The organism is Clostridium sp. X (genome assembly GCF_055755365.1).
The window spans coordinates 1,161,779-1,178,529 of sequence record NZ_CM146912.1; the positions used below are offsets into that span (position 1 = coordinate 1,161,779).

The following is a 16,751-nucleotide window of genomic DNA, read 5'->3' on the forward strand; positions in this document are numbered from 1 at the left end:
ATCATTTAACATGTATAATTTCAATAAGGTTATAGAAATATAGGACAGTCTCTTGATTTTAAGGTTAAGGGACTGTTTTTCAGTAAATATTTTAATTATTTTCATATGTTCAAGGTGATGGCTATATTGATAATTACATATACATAGATTATTGGAACTTACTTTTTATAGGGGTGGTAGATTTGATAAATATAATATGGTTTTTCTTAGTAGTTTTTGGAGTGATATTTGGACTAGCTACTGGAAGAGGAGAGTTAATTTCAAAATCAATTATGGGATCAACAGAAGCTTCAGTAAAATTAATTATTGCATTGATGGGAATGATGTGTCTTTGGTGCGGAATAATGAAGATTGCTCAAAAAAGTGGAATAACTGATAAATTAGGTATCGTATTAAGACCAATACTAAAGATATTATTTAAGGATGCTCAAAAGAGCCAAGAAGCTACGGGAAGTATACTTTTAAATCTTACATCTAATATGTTAGGACTTTCAAATGCGGCTACTCCTTTTGGCATAAAGGCTATGGAGGAACTACAAAAAATCAATCCACGTAAAGATACAGCAAGTAATGATATGGTACTTTTCTTGGTACTTAATGCAGCATGTATTCAACTTATTCCAACATCGATTATTTCTATGAGAGCAGCATGTGGATCTGCTAATCCAGGAATTGTAATTATTCCAGCTATAATAGCTACCGGGATAGCTGCATTTATGGGAGTTATATATTGTAAAATACTACAAAGATTTTTCTGAGTATATAAGCAATATGAGATTAATTTTAAAGTGTAATTCTGTTTTGTAGAGGGGGAGATGGTTTGACGTATTTTATAAGTTCACTAATTCCTATATTGGTAGGTTCTATAGTTGCCTATGGAATGTTTAAAAAAGTAAAAGTATACGAATGCTTTATTGAAGGGGCAAAGGACGGTCTTAAAGTTTGTTTTAATATTTATCCTTATTTATTAGCTATGCTTATAGGAGTAGGAGTATTTAGAGAATCAGGTGCTCTAGGGTATTTTATAAAAGGTGTACAGCCAATAGTAAAGTTTATTGGTCTTCCACCAGAGGTAGTTCCTCTTGTGATGGTAAAACCTTTATCAGGAAGCGGAGCACAGGGAATATTCATGGATATTTTAAGTAGGTATGGAGCGGATACATATATAGGACTTGTAGCATCAATTATAATAGGTTCTACAGAAACTATATTTTATACTCTTACAGTATATTTTGGTGCAGTAAATATAAAAAAGATACGACATACATTGTGGGCAGCAATTTTAGCTGACCTGACCGCTGTGATAGCTGCAGTAAGTATTGCAAAGATTATGTTTAAATAAAGTTAGGTGGCTGTTCATGTAATTAAATTATAGAACAGTCGCCTAACTTTATTTATTTAAATTACATGACAAAACTAGGACATCGGATTAATTATATATGAACAAATTGGAATGAATTTGTGGTGTTGAATAAACCTTTGAGGTATAATAAATAATTAATATTATTAAAGAACTAATTATTTAAAAGGAGTAAGTTATGATTGAAATTTTAAATGTAAATAAAAGTTACAATAATGTAGTAAAGGCTGCGGATAATTTAAATATAACAATAGAAGATGGAGAGATTTTTGGCTTTCTAGGCCCAAATGGGGCAGGCAAAACAACTACCATTAAGATGATAACAGGTATTTTAAAACCCGACTCTGGGAGCATAAAAATAAATGGCATAGATATACAAATGGATCCGTTAAAGGCTAAGGAGCAGTTTGGGTTTGTACCAGATAGTCCAGACATGTTTTTAAGATTAAAAGGAATAGAATACTTGAACTTCATGGCAGATATTTATAATGTATCTAAGGAGATTCGTAAAGATAGAATAGATAGTCTATCAGAAAGATTTGAAATAAAGGATGCACTTGGTGATCAAATTCAAAGTTATTCTCATGGTATGAGGCAAAAAATAATAATAATGGGAGTGCTTATACATGAACCATCAGTTTGGATATTAGATGAACCGATGACAGGATTAGATCCAAAATCCTCATATACATTAAAGCAAATGATGAGAGAGCATGCTGATAGTGGTAGGACCGTTTTCTTTTCAACTCATGTTCTTGAAGTAGCAGAAAAGATTTGTGACAAGGTAGCTATAATAAATAAAGGAAAGATATTATTTTTCGGAAGATTAGAAGAGCTAAAAGAGCAGGCTAAAGGAAATGAGTCCTTAGAAAAAATGTTTTTGGAGATGACTGGAAATGAGTAGGTTTATAGCCTTAACAAAGGTATTATTAAAAACTAATGGAGAATCCTTAGGAAAAAGTAGAGGTAAAATAAAGCTAAAGGGAGTAGGCATTATATTATTTTTAATAGCATGCTTTATGCCTTTAGCTATAGGCTTAGGAGCTTTTGTTAGTAAAGTTTATGAGGCATTAGCTCCAATAGATCAACAAGGAGCGCTGCTAGGACTTGGACTTTCTGTGGTAAGTATGATTATATTTTTCTTTGGCATATTTTATGTAATGGGAACATTCTACTTTTCTATGGATATAGAGTATCTATTACCCCTTCCTTTTAAGGCATCACAGATAATGAGTGCTAAATTGGTGGTTGTTTTAATTTATGAATACTTAACTGAAATAATAATTTTAGCGCCAATAATAATAGCCTACGGTATTAGTGATAGTGCTGGGATTTTATATTATATATTTGGGATATTAATATTTCTAATCCTTCCTATAATACCACTAATAATATCATCTATAATAGTAATGGTAATAATGAGATTTACTAGTATAGCAAAGAATAAAGATAGATTTAAGACGGTTGGCGGTATATTTGCAATGTTTATCGGTATAGGAGTAAATATATTTATGCAAAAAACTGCAGCAAGTCTTACAAGTCCAGAACAAATTCAAAAAATGTTTGTGGAGGGAAATAATTCTCTTATAGATTTAACTTCAAGAATGTTTCCAAGTGGAAAACTTGCTGCCTTAGCTTTAGTGGAAAATACTTCACTTATTGGAGCTTTAAATCTAATCCTATTTATAGGAATAACTATACTAGCAATAGCTATATTTATTTTATTAGGTGAAGGACTGTATTTAAAAGGAATTATAGGAATTTCAGAAGTTACAACTAAAAGAAAAGAATTAAGTAGTGAAGAGTTTTCTAAAGTAACAATTCAAAATTCCTCATTTAAAGCATATACAATAAAAGAAATTAAAATACTCTTTAGAACTCCAGCGTATTTTATGAACTGCGTAATAATAAACTTTTTATGGCCAGTATTTATATTACTTTCATCAGTTTTGAATCCAGAAGAGGGAAATAGTTTAGAAATGATAAGTGGTCTTGTGGCTCAATCAGACAAAGCACCAATTATACTTGCAGGAGCTATTGCAGCAATAGTATTTATATCTAGTTCAAATGCTATTGCTGCAACATCAATATCTAGGGAAGGGAAAAACTTATTTGTAAATAAGTATATACCTATGAATTATAAGACACAAATAATGTCAAAGGTATTCTCAGGATTTATTATGGGAGCAATTGGAATGATTATGCTTATCATAGTACTAATAGTGTTCACTCCTACCCCTATGTTATTATTAATTCTAATTAGTACTATTGGATTATGTGCTATTCTATTTACAAACTTTATTGGTATACTAATAGACTTAATTAGTCCTAAGTTACATTGGGATAATGAACAGAAGGCAGTAAAGCAAAATATGAATGTCCTTATAAACTTAGTGTTAAGTATAGTAGTATCAGGAAGTCTACTTTTTATTATATATAAATTTAAAGTATCTTTTACTATAACAGCTATATTTTTGTTTACAGTATATAATAGTATTAATTTAATTCTATACAAAGTAATATTAAGAAGAGGCACAAAACTGTATGGTAATTTATAATTGATAAGAAAAATAATATAAAAATAATTAAGAGTCAGGTGAAAATCTGACTCTTAATATATTTAATAGTGGTTTTAAAATTTATAGCGGGATATGTATTAAATATATGAGTATAGTTCCTAATTTTAATGCTTGAAAACACTGATATAGTATGATATTATTATGAAAATCCTTAAATAAAACACATATGTAATCTTGGAAAGAACAATAAATGGCATTATTTAGATTAAGAGTATTAAATATAATAATTAGTTTAGATAAAATATAAATACTGATTTAGTACGTGGCTCTAAAAAGATGAGGGGTGTATATTATGATAAAGGTAAGAGTGCCTGCAACTACGGCAAATATGGGACCGGGATTTGATAGCTTTGGAATGGCTTTGAATCTTTATAATGAGATAACAATAGAGAAAATTGAAAATGGAATAGAGTTTCTAGAAAATGGACAAACATCTGAAATACCATTAGAGGAAAATTTAATATATAAGTGTTTTTCTGATACAATGAAAAAAAACGGATATCCTTGTGATGGTTTTAGAATAAATATGATTAAATGCGATGTGCCTATGTCTAGAGGGCTTGGAAGTAGTGCTACTTGTATAGTAGCTGGAATAGCTGGAGCAAATGCATTTATGGGTAATATATTAAGTGAGGAAGATATAATAAATGAGGCGGCAAAGATAGAAGGACATCCTGATAATATAGTTCCAGCTGTAGTAGGGGGCATGGTTATATCTCTTGTACACAATAATAAGGTAGAGTACTCAAAGGTTAATGTGCCTGAGAATATAAGTATGTTTGTTATGGTGCCAGACTTTAAGCTAAGTACAGAGGATGCAAGAGGGGTATTACCTAAAACATATACAAGAGAAGATTGTATATTTAATCTTTCAAGAACGGCAATGTTTGTTAATGCTATGAATAATAGTGAGCTTGAAAAACTTAGAGTAAGTATACAAGATAAAATCCATCAAGATTATAGAAAAGGATTAATAAGAAATACAGATAGCATATTTAAGGAAGCAGAGAAAAATGGAGCTCTAGCAGAGTTTATAAGTGGATCAGGATCTACTCTTATAGCCTTAATAGATGATAATAATAAAGAGTTTTATGAAAATATGAAAAAGTTTTTAGACTCATTAGAGGATAAATGGCAAACATATACACTTAAAGCGGACTTTGAAGGAGTTAAGGTTTATAAATAGGTAAGGGATAGTTCTCATTTTTGAGGACTATCTCTTAATTATTTTCCAGAAATTTTATATTGATGTTTGTTTTTATAGGAACTTAGTCTAAAATGATTAATATAATATATTTTCATGTAAATTTTGTAGAGGTGATCATTTGATTTATATAGATGAAGGAACTATTAAGAATTTGACTAGTAGAGTTATTTATGATAGAGGGGAGAGTCATTACTTAGATGGCAAGGTTTTAGAAGTGTCATCTAAAAAGGTAAAAGAAGATACTACTGGAGAAGAGTTTACATTGATTAAAGGAGTTATTGAATCAAGTAGTAAGGATAGAGTCTATAATTCAAGAGCATTCGTTACTGAATATGGAGGAATAGTAAATTCCAAATGTGATTGTCAGCCCTTATCTAATTATTTTTCTGCAATAGGAATTTGTGAGCACGTTGTGGCTTTACTGTTAAAGCAAGTCAGAGAGGAAAGAAAGATTATTCAATTTAGTAAAGGATCAAGACAAATTAAAGATTTATTACAAGAGCTTAATGTAGGAATTTTAGTCAGAGATAATATAAAAAAGCAAGTGAAGTTACATTATACAATTCACCAAAAGGATATTTTTTCAGAACTATCTTCTATAGAATTTAAAATAGGAGAAGATACATTATATGTAATAAAAGATTTAATTGAGTTTTTGGATGTTGTTCAAAATAAAGATAAAAATATTAACTTTGGAAAGAACTTTATTTATAAGCCTAAAGAGCATGTATTCTCTCCAAATGATGAGAAGAGTATAAGTATACTTATGGAGATTTATGAAATAAATAAGAATCTTCAAAGTTTTGATAAGGGATATAGACATAATAGATTATTAAAGGGAAAAAAGGCATTATTAGCAGACAATCAATTAAAGCGAATTTTATATAGCTTAAAGGATAAACCTATTGAATTTAGATTCAATAAAGGATATTCAATTACTACAAATATAATAGAAGAAAAACTACCTTTGGAGTTTGATATATATGAACAACAGGGATATATATATATGAAACAAAAAGGAGAATCGATTATATTTTTAACTAAAGACGGTGAATATGTAATATATAATAATATGATATATCATATTACAAAAGATAAGGCTAAGATATTTAAAGCCTTTTATAATTTATATGATACTAAGATAAACAATACTATAAAGTTCAATATGGAGGACAAGGAAGAACTGGGATCTTATATATTGCCTAGTTTAAGAGACATAAGTTCTAATATAAATATAGATCCTACTATATCTGACGAATTTTATGAGGAGCCCTTAAGGGCAGAAATGTATTTTGATAAAAAAGGTAATGGAGTTACTATAGAAGTAAAGTTTAACTATGGAGATATAAGTATAAATCCTCTAAAGGACAAAGAAATAAGAAGTGGGGATAGTATACTTATAAGAGATATATCTCAGGAACTTAAGATAATTCAAGAATTAATAGATAGCGGATTCCAAAAAGAAGACTATAGGTTTGTTATGAAAAAGGAAGAAAATATTATAAGCTTTATACAAAACAAAATTGAACATCTATCTAATTTAGGAGAAGTTTATTACTCAAAAGAATTTAAGAATATAAAAATATACAATAATCCTACTATAGTATCTAATGTGAAAATAAATGAACATAACTTACTAGAATTTGATTTTAATATAAGTGAAGTTGAAAGAGAAGAACTTAAGGATATATTTAATGCAGTAAAAGAAAAGAAGAAATATTATAAGCTTAAGAAAGGTGGGTTTATACCACTTGAATCACAAGAACTGCAGGATTTTTCTAATATGATTAAATACCTAAATATAAAAGATTTTGATTTGCAAAAGGAAAAAATTCTTTTATCTACTTATAATGCTTTATATATAGATGAACTTGTAAAAGATAAGCAAGTATCAGTAAAAGCCCATGAGAGCTTTAACAATCTTGTAAGTAATATAAAGTCTGTGAAAAATATCGAATTTAAAGCTAGTGAAAATTTAGATAAAGTTATGAGAGAATATCAAAGATTTGGATTCAAGTGGCTGAAAACTCTTGCAGGTTGTGGACTAGGAGGAATATTAGCAGATGAGATGGGACTTGGTAAAACTCTTCAAGCAATAGCTTTTATTGAATCGGAAATAAAGGATAATAAAAGAGTACCAACACTAGTTATTGCTCCAACATCTTTAGTATATAATTGGAAGGATGAAATAGAAAAGTTTGCACCTAATTTAACTACTTTAATAATATCAGGTGATAAAAAAGAGAGAAAAGTAAAGCTAAAAGAAGCTGAAAATTATGATATTATAATTACGTCTTATCCATTAATAAGGAGAGATGTAGAAGAATACAAAGAAATTATTTTTAAATATTGTCTACTAGATGAAGCACAAAATATAAAAAATCCTAGTTCTATAAATTCAAGAGCTGTTAAAGAAATAAAGGCAAAAGCTTATTTTGCTTTAACAGGAACTCCAATAGAAAATTCTCTTACTGAGTTATGGTCTATATTTGATTTTATAATGCCAGGATATTTGATGAATCATAATAAGTTTTTGCAAAATTATGAAGTTCCTATTGTAAAAGATAATGATAAATTAGCATTGCAAGAATTGAATAGGCACATTAAACCTTTTATATTAAGAAGATTAAAAAAGGATGTGTTAAGTGAACTACCACCTAAAATTGAGCATAAAATATTGGTAGAAATGACTGATGAACAGAAAAAATTATATGCTGCATATTTAAGTCAATTCAAAGAGGATTTAGCTATAGAAATAAAAGAAAAAGGCTTTAAGAAAAGTAGACTTAAAATATTATCTATGTTAACACGATTAAGGCAAATTTGTGATGATCCATCTATATTTATAGAAAATTATAAGGGTGATAGTGGCAAGATGGAAACACTTCTAGGTATTTTAGAGGAAAGCATATCTTCAGAGCATAGGATACTACTATTTTCTCAATTTACTACTGTCCTTAAAAATATAGAAAAGATACTTATAAAAGAAAAAATAGATTATATGTATTTAGATGGTAAAACAAAGATGGAAGATAGAGTGACTATAGTTAAAGATTTTAATAATGGAAAAAGTAAAGTATTTTTAATATCTCTAAAGGCTGGAGGGGCAGGGCTTAATTTAACGGGAGCAGATACTGTAATACACTTTGACCCATGGTGGAATCCAGCAGTAGAAGATCAAGCAACGGATAGAGCACATAGAATGGGACAGAAAAGCACTGTAGAAGTTATAAAACTGATTACAAGAGGCACCATTGAAGAGAAAATATATAATCTTCAACAAAAGAAAAGGGAAATCATAAATAATGTTATAAACTCAGATATTTATGAGGAAAACTTAATATCCGAGTTAAGTGAAGACGAGGTAAGAGATTTATTTGTATAAAAGTATGTATTAAAAAATGCTGTAAAGTTATTCTTAAATAACCTTACAGCATTTTTATATTATTAAACTTACTCGGCTAAAGTTTTAAACTCATAGCCTTCAGACTTTAAAAATTCTATTATTTCAGGAAGAGAATCAGCGGTGGTGCTTTTACTTCCAGTATCATGCATTAGGATAACTACATGATTTTTATTTTTGGGATTCATATTATTTACGGAGTTTTTTAAATTTTGTACAAGTTCTGCTGAAGGGATAGTGCTTCTTTTAGAATCAACAGCGTCGTTATTTAAAGCATTCCAATCTACGTATGTGTAACCAGCTTTAGTTACAGCCTCCTTATAAGCAGTTCTGCCAAAAGAACCACCAGGAAAACGAATAATTTTATTATCAAAGGAGCCTAATATAGAGGCTAAAGCTTTATTGCTTTTATCTAAATCAACTAAAAAGTTATTAGTTGAGCTATAGATAAATTTATAGTCATGAGAATAAGTATGATTAGCAATTAAGTGTCCTGAATCATGAGTTCGTTTTGTTAGTTCAGGATACTGTTCAGCATTTTTTCCAATAACGAAAAAAGTAGCTTTAATATTATAATCATCCAGAATCTCTAATATTCTTGGAGTCACCTTAGAGCTTGGACCATCATCGAAAGTTAAAAAAACTTCTTTTTTATCTGGAGCAGCATCTGATGGTTTAACATTTTCTGGTGGTTTATTAGGTGTAGTTAGATTATTATTAGAATCTTCATCATTATTCCCATTCTGATTATTCTGGTCGTTAGGCTTGTCTACGTTTTCATCAGTAGAATTATCTTTATTACCTTGTATAGGAATATTGTTTTTAACTTGATTTTTTGTAGGGTTTTTTAAAAATTTCATTCCTAGTGTAAATCCCATGGCAAATATAAGCATAAAGCTAAGTGTTACAATAATTATTTTCTTTATATTTTGTCTCTTTCGTGAACGTCTCAAGATTATCCCATCCCCTATAATTAAAATATCTACAACAATCTTTAAAAAGATTTTATTAAGTATTAAGTTTGTATGTACTTTATTATATCACTTTATGTTAGATTTGGTTAAACAATTTGTCCATAAAAGTAAATAAAACTTGTTATACATAAGAAACATAAAAATTATTTTCATAGGAGATAATAATATTGACATATTAACCTATTTATCATAATATTTTATTTAGAAATTAGTATATTAAATGCATTGAAGAGAAGAGTAACAAATGAAGTTGTCTATAAGAGAGCTAGGTTAGGTGAAAGCTAGTGACACAGAAGTTTGTGAAGATGGCCTTGGAGCATACTATTCGAAATTTTTAGGGTAGTACGGAAGCAACCGTTATATTGTAGAGTGATAGAATTGCTTATATTATCTGGCAAGGAGTCACTTATTGAGGTTTTTGATGAGAGTCAAAAACAAATTAGAGTGGTAACACGTAAACTACGTCTCTAGGCAGGATAAAGCTTGCTTAGAGGCTTTTTATTTAAGTAAATTTAATGGAGTTGAGTATTCTATAGAATTTCTCAGCAAAAGAAAATGGAGGAATTAAAATGAGCAAAGGAAATTACTACATAACAACACCAATATATTATCCATCAGCAAATTTGCATATAGGAAATACGTATACTACGGTAGCCGCAGATGCTATTGCTAGGTTTAAAAGGCTAACAGGCTATGATGCATATTTATTAACGGGAACAGACGAACATGGACAAAAGATTCAAAGACTTGCAGAGGCGAAGGGAATTACATCAAAGGAATATGTTGACGAAATAGTAGCAGGTATTAAGGACTTATGGAGTATAATGAATGTAAGTTATGATAAGTTTATAAGAACTACAGATGATTATCATATAGAAACAGTGCAAAAGATATTTAAACAGCTCTATGATCAAGGAGATATCTACAAAAGTGAGTATGAAGGCTTATATTGCACTCCATGTGAATCGTTTTGGACAGAGACACAGCTTGTAAACGGGAACTGTCCAGATTGCGGAAGACCAGTTGAAAATACCAAAGAAGAGGCTTACTTCTTTAGGATGTCAAAGTATGCTGATAGATTAATAGATCATATAGAAACACATCCAGAATTTATACAACCAGAATCTAGAAAAAATGAAATGTTAAATAATTTTTTAAGACCAGGACTTCAAGATTTATGTGTGTCAAGAACTTCATTTGATTGGGGAATTCCTGTTACATTTGATAATAAACATGTAATATATGTATGGATAGATGCCCTTGCAAACTATATAACAGCCCTTGGTTATAATCAAGATAATGATGAACTATATCAAAAATATTGGCCTGCAAATATTCACTTAGTGGGAAAAGATATTTTAAGATTCCATACAATTTATTGGCCAATTATGCTTATGGCTTTAGAGTTACCACTTCCAAAGCAAGTTTTCGGGCATGGATGGCTTTTAGTTGATGGTGGCAAAATGTCAAAATCTAAAGGTAATGTAGTTGATCCAGTTACCCTAGTGGAGCACTTTGGAGCAGATGCAGTAAGATATTATCTTCTTCATGAGATACCATTTGGGCAAGATGGACTATATACAAGTGAAATATTTATAAAGAAAACAAATTCAGATCTTGCAAATGATCTTGGAAATCTTGTAAATAGAACAATTGCTATGATAAATAAGTATTTTGATGGAGTTATTCAAGAGCCAAATTCCAAAGAAGAAGTAGATGAAGATTTAATAAGGGTTACCTTAGGGTCACCATCAAAGGTAGAGGGAAGAATGGATGCATTAAAACTACCAGAAGCTTTGGATGAAATCTGGACAGTTGTAAGAAGAAGTAATAAATATATTGATGAGACTATGCCTTGGGTGCTTGCTAAGGATGAAGATAAAAAAGAAAGACTTGGAACAGTTTTATATAATCTAGTTGAGAGCTTAAGAGCAGTATCAGTAATGCTCTCAGCATTTCTTCCAGAAACAAGTGAAAAGATAAATAAACAATTAAATATAGATGTATGCACTTGGGATAGTTTAGCTTCTTTTGATGGAACAAAAGCTGGAACAACGGTAGGGGAAGGAGAAGTTATATTCCCAAGAATAGATGTAGAGAAGAAACTTGAGGAACTTGCAGCGCTACAAGCAGAGAAAGTAAAGATAGCTGAAGATTCTAGCAAGGTTGAGATGAAGCCATTAAAAGAAGAAATTACAATAGAAGACTTTGAGAAAATTGATTTGAGAGTAGTAAAAGTTATAGATTGCCAGCCAGTGAAAAAGGCAGATAAACTTCTTAAGTTAAAGGTTGATTTAGGAGGAGAAGAAAGACAGGTGATTTCTGGCATAGCTAAGTATTATAAGCCAGAAGATTTAATAGGAAAATACGTTGTTTTAGTAGCAAACTTAAAACCAGTAAAATTAAGAGGGGAATTATCACAAGGCATGATTCTTGCAGCCTCAGATGATAAGGAAAAATTATTTGCAGTAAATCCAGGAGAACTTCCAACAGGAAGCGTTGTAAAATAATAATTAGAATAATAAAAAAATAGGTATTATTACTTACAACTAACTAGATAAAGGAGACAAGAGCAACTTGTTTCCTTCTTCAAGTTTTAGCAAAGAGAAATAAGAAACAATGGAGGAAGGATTAGTTATGCAGTATAAAGAAATTTTATTTACAGCTATAATAGGCTCAATAATAGGATATATAACAAATTGGTTAGCTATAAAAATGCTATTTCGACCACGAACAGAAAAAAGGATATTCGGTATTAAAGTGCCATTTACTCCAGGACTTATTCCAAAGGAGCAAAAGAGGATGGCAAGTAGTATAGGAGATGCAGTAGGAAATCACTTGCTTACAACTGATACTATGATTCAGGCTATAGAAGATAATGGAATTGATGAGAAGTTTGGGAGATGGGTCGAAGCTAAAGTTTTGGAGTTAGAGGCAAGTAATGAGTCTTTAGGAGAACAAATTAAACATATAATTGGAGAAAAATATAGTTCTTTTAAGAGTTATATAAAAATTAAGGTAGCAGGCTTTGTATTAGGAACTATAAAAAAAGAGAAATTTAAAAAAGAAATGCAGAAGATGTTGTTGCAAGAAATAAAAAATGAACTAAATAATAGTCCGCAGACTATATTAGACAGTCAGTACTATAAAAAAATTAGAAGTAATCTATTAGAGAATGTCAATGAGTATAAAAACTCAGACGATTTCAAGAAAAATATTCAAAATATAATAGAAACTAAAATGAGTGAGTTTGAGAAGGATAATAAGACGTTAAAAGAAATTCTTCCGGCAGACTTTGTAAGTACATTAAAAGTATACATATATAGCAAGAACTATGATATAGCAATGACTATAAAGCAAATGCTAAAAGATGAAAATATACAAATCAAAATAAAACATGCATTATCTGATATGATAAGTAGTAATTTAAATTCTATGGTAGCTATGTTCTTAAATCCAGATATGATATATGCTAAATTGCTACCTGCAATTGAAGATTATTTAGACAAAGAAGATACTCATAGAGAAATTGCTCTTCTAATAAATGAATTAATTGATAAGGGACTAGACAATAGAGTATCAGATATTTTTTATAATCTTTCTGAAGAAGCAAAAAAGAGAAATGCAAGGAATATAAGTGAAGCAATATCAGAAAAGCTAATAGATGATAAGTTAATAGAAAACTTAATTTTAGATCTAGAAGAAAAGCTAAAGGATAGTAACACTATTGAGGAAGTTTTACAAAAGTTAGATATAGACTTAGAGGAACTTATAGAGAATTTCATTGGTGAAAAAATAAGTTGTACTATAAACAGTAAGGAAATCGAAGATAAGATAGAGATGTATGTTGATGATTTTGTAAAAGATGTCTTGAATATGCCTTTGCAGGATATGTTTAAGGGAAATAAAAAAAGTATATCAAAAGCTGCTGCAGAATTAGCGGAAGAAGTTTTTGAAACCTTCTTAAAAACTAGAGGAATAGAGTTTTTAAATGCTTTTGATATAAGTAAAATAGTTGAAGATAAAATAAACATTTTTGATATTACTTTTACAGAAAATCTTATACTTACAATAGCTAGTAAAGAATTAGAGGCCATAACTTGGCTTGGAGCCCTACTTGGTTTTGTAATGGGATTAGTATCGGCAATACTTTCTAGACTATAACATATAAATACAATTATAAATTTAATATAATATAGAATGGTGAGTAAAAATTTTAAAATATACCATAAACATCTCAACATAAATCATCTGTTTAGTGAGAAGCTAAAATAGGAGGTGATTATTATGAGAAAGTGGAAACTAGCGCTATTATCAATGCTAATGATTATATTCTTTTCTTCAAATATTGTTTATGCTAAGTCGATTTTTGAAACTACAATGGAAAACCCTCATCATGAAGAACATGTTAAAGAAAAGAGAGATATGATTAAGCATCACAAAAAGATGAATAAAAAGTTAGAAAAACAAATTGATAAGAAGTTAAAAGAAGTAGAAAAAATATTTATAGAGCTATCTAATAATAATATCGTAGCTCAAGAAGAATTTGAAAAAAATCTAGATAAAAAAATGAATGTAATTATGAATGAACTTATGGAGATTAGCGAAGTAGAGATGTCTATGTGGAATACACTAAAAACAGCAAATAGACAACTTAAAGCTGGAAATCATGAATCAGGAATGAAGAACTTAAATAAAACTATTGAGCAGTTAGAAAAGAAACATGAAATGCTTGTTAAGTTTAGTCAAACTTTAGATGAATTTATCATATTTTTAAAATCTGTACAGCATAAGTAAGTTAGATGCCATTTTCTAATATATTAGAAAGTGGTTTTTTAGTTAGTTTATTATCACATAAAGTCTAAAATTTGCATTAGTATATAAAAATGATATAATAAAGTTTGGTTATATATTAATAAAATTTCTATACTTGGAGGAATTAACATGATATTTGATTCGCATGCACATTATGATGATAGAAGATTTAATGTAGATAGAGAACAACTTATAAAAGAATTAAAAGAAAATAATATAGTAGGAGTACTAAATTGTGGGGCATCTCTAAGAGGAGCGAGAGAATCTTTCAAACTAGCTAAAAAATATGACTTTTTTTATGCTGCTGTAGGCATTCATCCAGGAAATGCTACTGAACTTACGGATAAAGCATTAGAAGAGATAAAAGAGATGACTAAGAATCCCAAAGTTAGAGCTATAGGTGAAATTGGGCTTGATTATTATTGGGAGCATAATCCACCAAAAGAAGTTCAAATAGAGGTATTTAGAAAACAAATGCAATTAGCAAAAGAGTTAAATTTGCCAGTGGTAATTCATGATAGAGATGCACATAAAGACACTTTAGATATAATGAAGGAGTTTCCAGAGGTTAAGGGTGTTCTTCACTGTTTTGCAGGTAGTGTAGAGTTTGCTCGTGAATGCTTAAAACTAGGATATTATATAGGATTTACCGGAGTTGTTACTTTTAATAATGCAAAAAAAGCTTTAGAGGTGGTAAAAGAAGTTCCACTAGAAAGAATTTTAGTTGAAACAGACGCACCTTATATGGCACCAACTCCCCATAGAGGAGAAAGAAATAGATCTGACTACATAAAGTTTATAATAGAAAAAATAGCAGAAGTTAAAGGATTATCAGTAGAAGAAGTAGAGCGTAGAACAATAGAAAATACCAAGGACTTGCTAAGAATTAATTAATAGTGTAGAATATAACTACGCTACTGGAAAAAAAAGTAAGTAGATAACTAGTGATAAATTTTCAACCGTATGTATAAAAGGTTACGAGGTTGGCAATGAATTAACATAAGTATATAAATACAATCATACTAATTGTATATAGGTACTAAAGATTAACAACAATATGCAAAGTATGCATTTTATTAACTTATTAAAAGGATAAAAGGAGCCCAATTTGACGTAAACTGCAATAGAGGGTATAATGGTTAAGGCGCTTTTGTCAGGGAGGTTTATTTATGTTACAAAAATTTAAAAGCAACATGAGAGCCTACTTATCGAACGGACCTAAAACAGCTCTTATAGTTATGCTAATTCTTATATGTGTAGGCATAGGGGTATTTAGCATGGAGAAGAGCATAAACATTTTAATTGACGGTGAAGAAATTAGTGTAATGACTTATAAGAGTAGCGTAGAAGATGTCTTGAAAAAGAATAGAATAATATTGGGTCCAAAAGATATTGTAGAACCACAACTAAAGAGTAAGTTGAAATCAGGAGATACTATAAGAATAGAAAAAGCTGTTAATGTTGAGCTAGAGATAGACGGCAAAACGAAAGCTATTCTTACTAATGCAGACAGAATTGAAGAGATGTTCTCAGAAGAAGGTATACAATTATCAAAAGAGGATAAAATTTCTCCAGCTAAAGAAGAAAAAATTAAGAACGGTCTAAAAATTGTGGTTACAAGAATTAATACTAAAATTGAAAAGAAAATTGAATCAATTCAATTTGCCACAGAAATAAGAAAGAATAATTCATTAAAGGATGGACATAAACAAGTTGTGCAAGAAGGAACAACTGGCGAGAAAGAAGTGAACATAAAAGTAATATATGAAAATGGAAAAGAAGTATCAAGAGCTGTGGTAGCAGAGAAAGTCATTAAAAATCCAAGCAATAAAATAGTGGCGATGGGTACGTTAAAGACTATGAATCTTTCTCGTGGAGGAGACATAGCTTACGCTGAAAAGATCAGAATGAAATCAACGGCCTATACATCAAGTTTAAAAGATACAGGCAAAAGACCTGGGGATAAATACTTTGGAATGACTGCATCTGGTACAAGAGCAAAAAGAAATCAGGAAGGTTACAGCTCTGTAGCTGTAGATCCTAATGTTATTCCACTTGGAACAAAATTATATATAGATGGTTACGGCTATGCTATCGCCGAGGATGTAGGTGGCGCTATTAAGGGAAACAAAATTGATGTGTACCTTGATTCGGATGCTGAATGTTACAGGTGGGGAGTAAGATATGTAGATGTGTACGTTGTTAAATAGAGCGATTACGCTCTTTTTTTTTAGTTTACAGGAAATTAGAGCGTGCGCAGATGTATAGTGTCGTCGAAGGGGGACTAGGTCTCCCTAACGAAAAAAGTCGGCGTAGCCGACTTTTTAGCTTGACATAATAACCTATATGGTTAAAAATATTATGTAGAGTATTGAGACCTATTAAAGATTTATTTACGATCAAATAAAGGGGT

The 16,751-nt window shown here is 30.0% G+C and carries 12 protein-coding genes and 1 other annotated feature; of the genes, 11 read left to right on the forward strand and 1 reads right to left on the reverse strand.

Translation table 11 applies throughout. From position 1 onward, the window contains the following. The first annotated feature begins 182 nt into the window (after nucleotides 1-182). The 6 genes from ACX0KU_RS05975 (at nucleotide 183) to ACX0KU_RS06000 (ending at nucleotide 8,531) form a co-directional block, all read left to right on the forward strand. Nucleotides 183-758: a nucleoside recognition domain-containing protein gene (locus tag ACX0KU_RS05975; protein ID WP_472991951.1), complete on the forward strand. Its 576-nt coding sequence runs from the start codon at nucleotides 183-185 to the stop codon at nucleotides 756-758. Between the two features lie 62 nt (nucleotides 759-820). Beyond that, nucleotides 821-1,342, forward strand: a complete 522-nt coding sequence (locus tag ACX0KU_RS05980; RefSeq protein ID WP_472991952.1) for a spore maturation protein — start codon at nucleotides 821-823, stop codon at nucleotides 1,340-1,342. Between the two features lie 196 nt (nucleotides 1,343-1,538). Beyond that, nucleotides 1,539-2,264, forward strand: a complete 726-nt coding sequence (locus ACX0KU_RS05985; RefSeq protein WP_472991953.1) for an ABC transporter ATP-binding protein — start codon at nucleotides 1,539-1,541, stop codon at nucleotides 2,262-2,264. Then, nucleotides 2,257-3,918: a putative ABC transporter permease subunit gene (locus ACX0KU_RS05990; protein ID WP_472991954.1), complete on the forward strand. Its 1,662-nt coding sequence runs from the start codon at nucleotides 2,257-2,259 to the stop codon at nucleotides 3,916-3,918. The genes ACX0KU_RS05985 and ACX0KU_RS05990 overlap by 8 nt, the downstream gene beginning before the upstream one ends. A 313-nt stretch (nucleotides 3,919-4,231) precedes the next feature. Next, entirely contained in the window at nucleotides 4,232-5,125 is an 894-nt protein-coding gene (thrB, locus tag ACX0KU_RS05995) for a homoserine kinase (RefSeq protein ID WP_472991955.1), read from the forward strand. A 139-nt stretch (nucleotides 5,126-5,264) separates the two neighbouring features. Then, nucleotides 5,265-8,531 (forward strand): SNF2 helicase associated domain-containing protein, encoded by a 3,267-nt coding sequence (locus ACX0KU_RS06000; RefSeq protein ID WP_472991957.1) that lies wholly within the window; start codon nucleotides 5,265-5,267, stop codon nucleotides 8,529-8,531. Nucleotides 8,532-8,599: 68 nt separating this feature from the next. On the opposite strand, the gene ACX0KU_RS06005 is transcribed toward ACX0KU_RS06000, so the two are convergent. Next, entirely contained in the window at nucleotides 8,600-9,502 is a 903-nt protein-coding gene (locus tag ACX0KU_RS06005) for a polysaccharide deacetylase family protein (RefSeq protein WP_472991958.1), read from the reverse strand. Between the two features lie 237 nt (nucleotides 9,503-9,739). Further along, nucleotides 9,740-9,995, forward strand: a binding site (T-box leader). A 97-nt stretch (nucleotides 9,996-10,092) separates the two neighbouring features. On the opposite strand from ACX0KU_RS06005, the gene metG reads away from it, so the two are divergent. From metG to ACX0KU_RS06030, 5 genes are all read left to right on the forward strand, one after another. Continuing rightward, nucleotides 10,093-12,033 carry a methionine--tRNA ligase gene (metG, locus tag ACX0KU_RS06010; protein ID WP_472991959.1) on the forward strand — a complete coding sequence of 647 codons (1,941 nt, stop codon included), beginning with the start codon at nucleotides 10,093-10,095 and terminating at the stop codon, nucleotides 12,031-12,033. Between the two features lie 127 nt (nucleotides 12,034-12,160). Next, nucleotides 12,161-13,687 carry a DUF445 family protein gene (locus tag ACX0KU_RS06015; protein ID WP_472991960.1) on the forward strand — a complete coding sequence of 509 codons (1,527 nt, stop codon included), beginning with the start codon at nucleotides 12,161-12,163 and terminating at the stop codon, nucleotides 13,685-13,687. A gap of 123 nt (nucleotides 13,688-13,810) precedes the next feature. Then, nucleotides 13,811-14,320 (forward strand): hypothetical protein, encoded by a 510-nt coding sequence (locus ACX0KU_RS06020; RefSeq protein ID WP_472991962.1) that lies wholly within the window; start codon nucleotides 13,811-13,813, stop codon nucleotides 14,318-14,320. A gap of 147 nt (nucleotides 14,321-14,467) precedes the next feature. After that, a complete protein-coding gene (locus ACX0KU_RS06025) occupies nucleotides 14,468-15,232 on the forward strand; it encodes a TatD family hydrolase (protein WP_472991963.1) in 765 nt (254 codons plus the stop codon). A 275-nt stretch (nucleotides 15,233-15,507) separates the two neighbouring features. Beyond that, nucleotides 15,508-16,548: a 3D domain-containing protein gene (locus tag ACX0KU_RS06030; RefSeq protein ID WP_472991964.1), complete on the forward strand. Its 1,041-nt coding sequence runs from the start codon at nucleotides 15,508-15,510 to the stop codon at nucleotides 16,546-16,548. Nucleotides 16,549-16,751 lie beyond the last annotated feature (203 nt).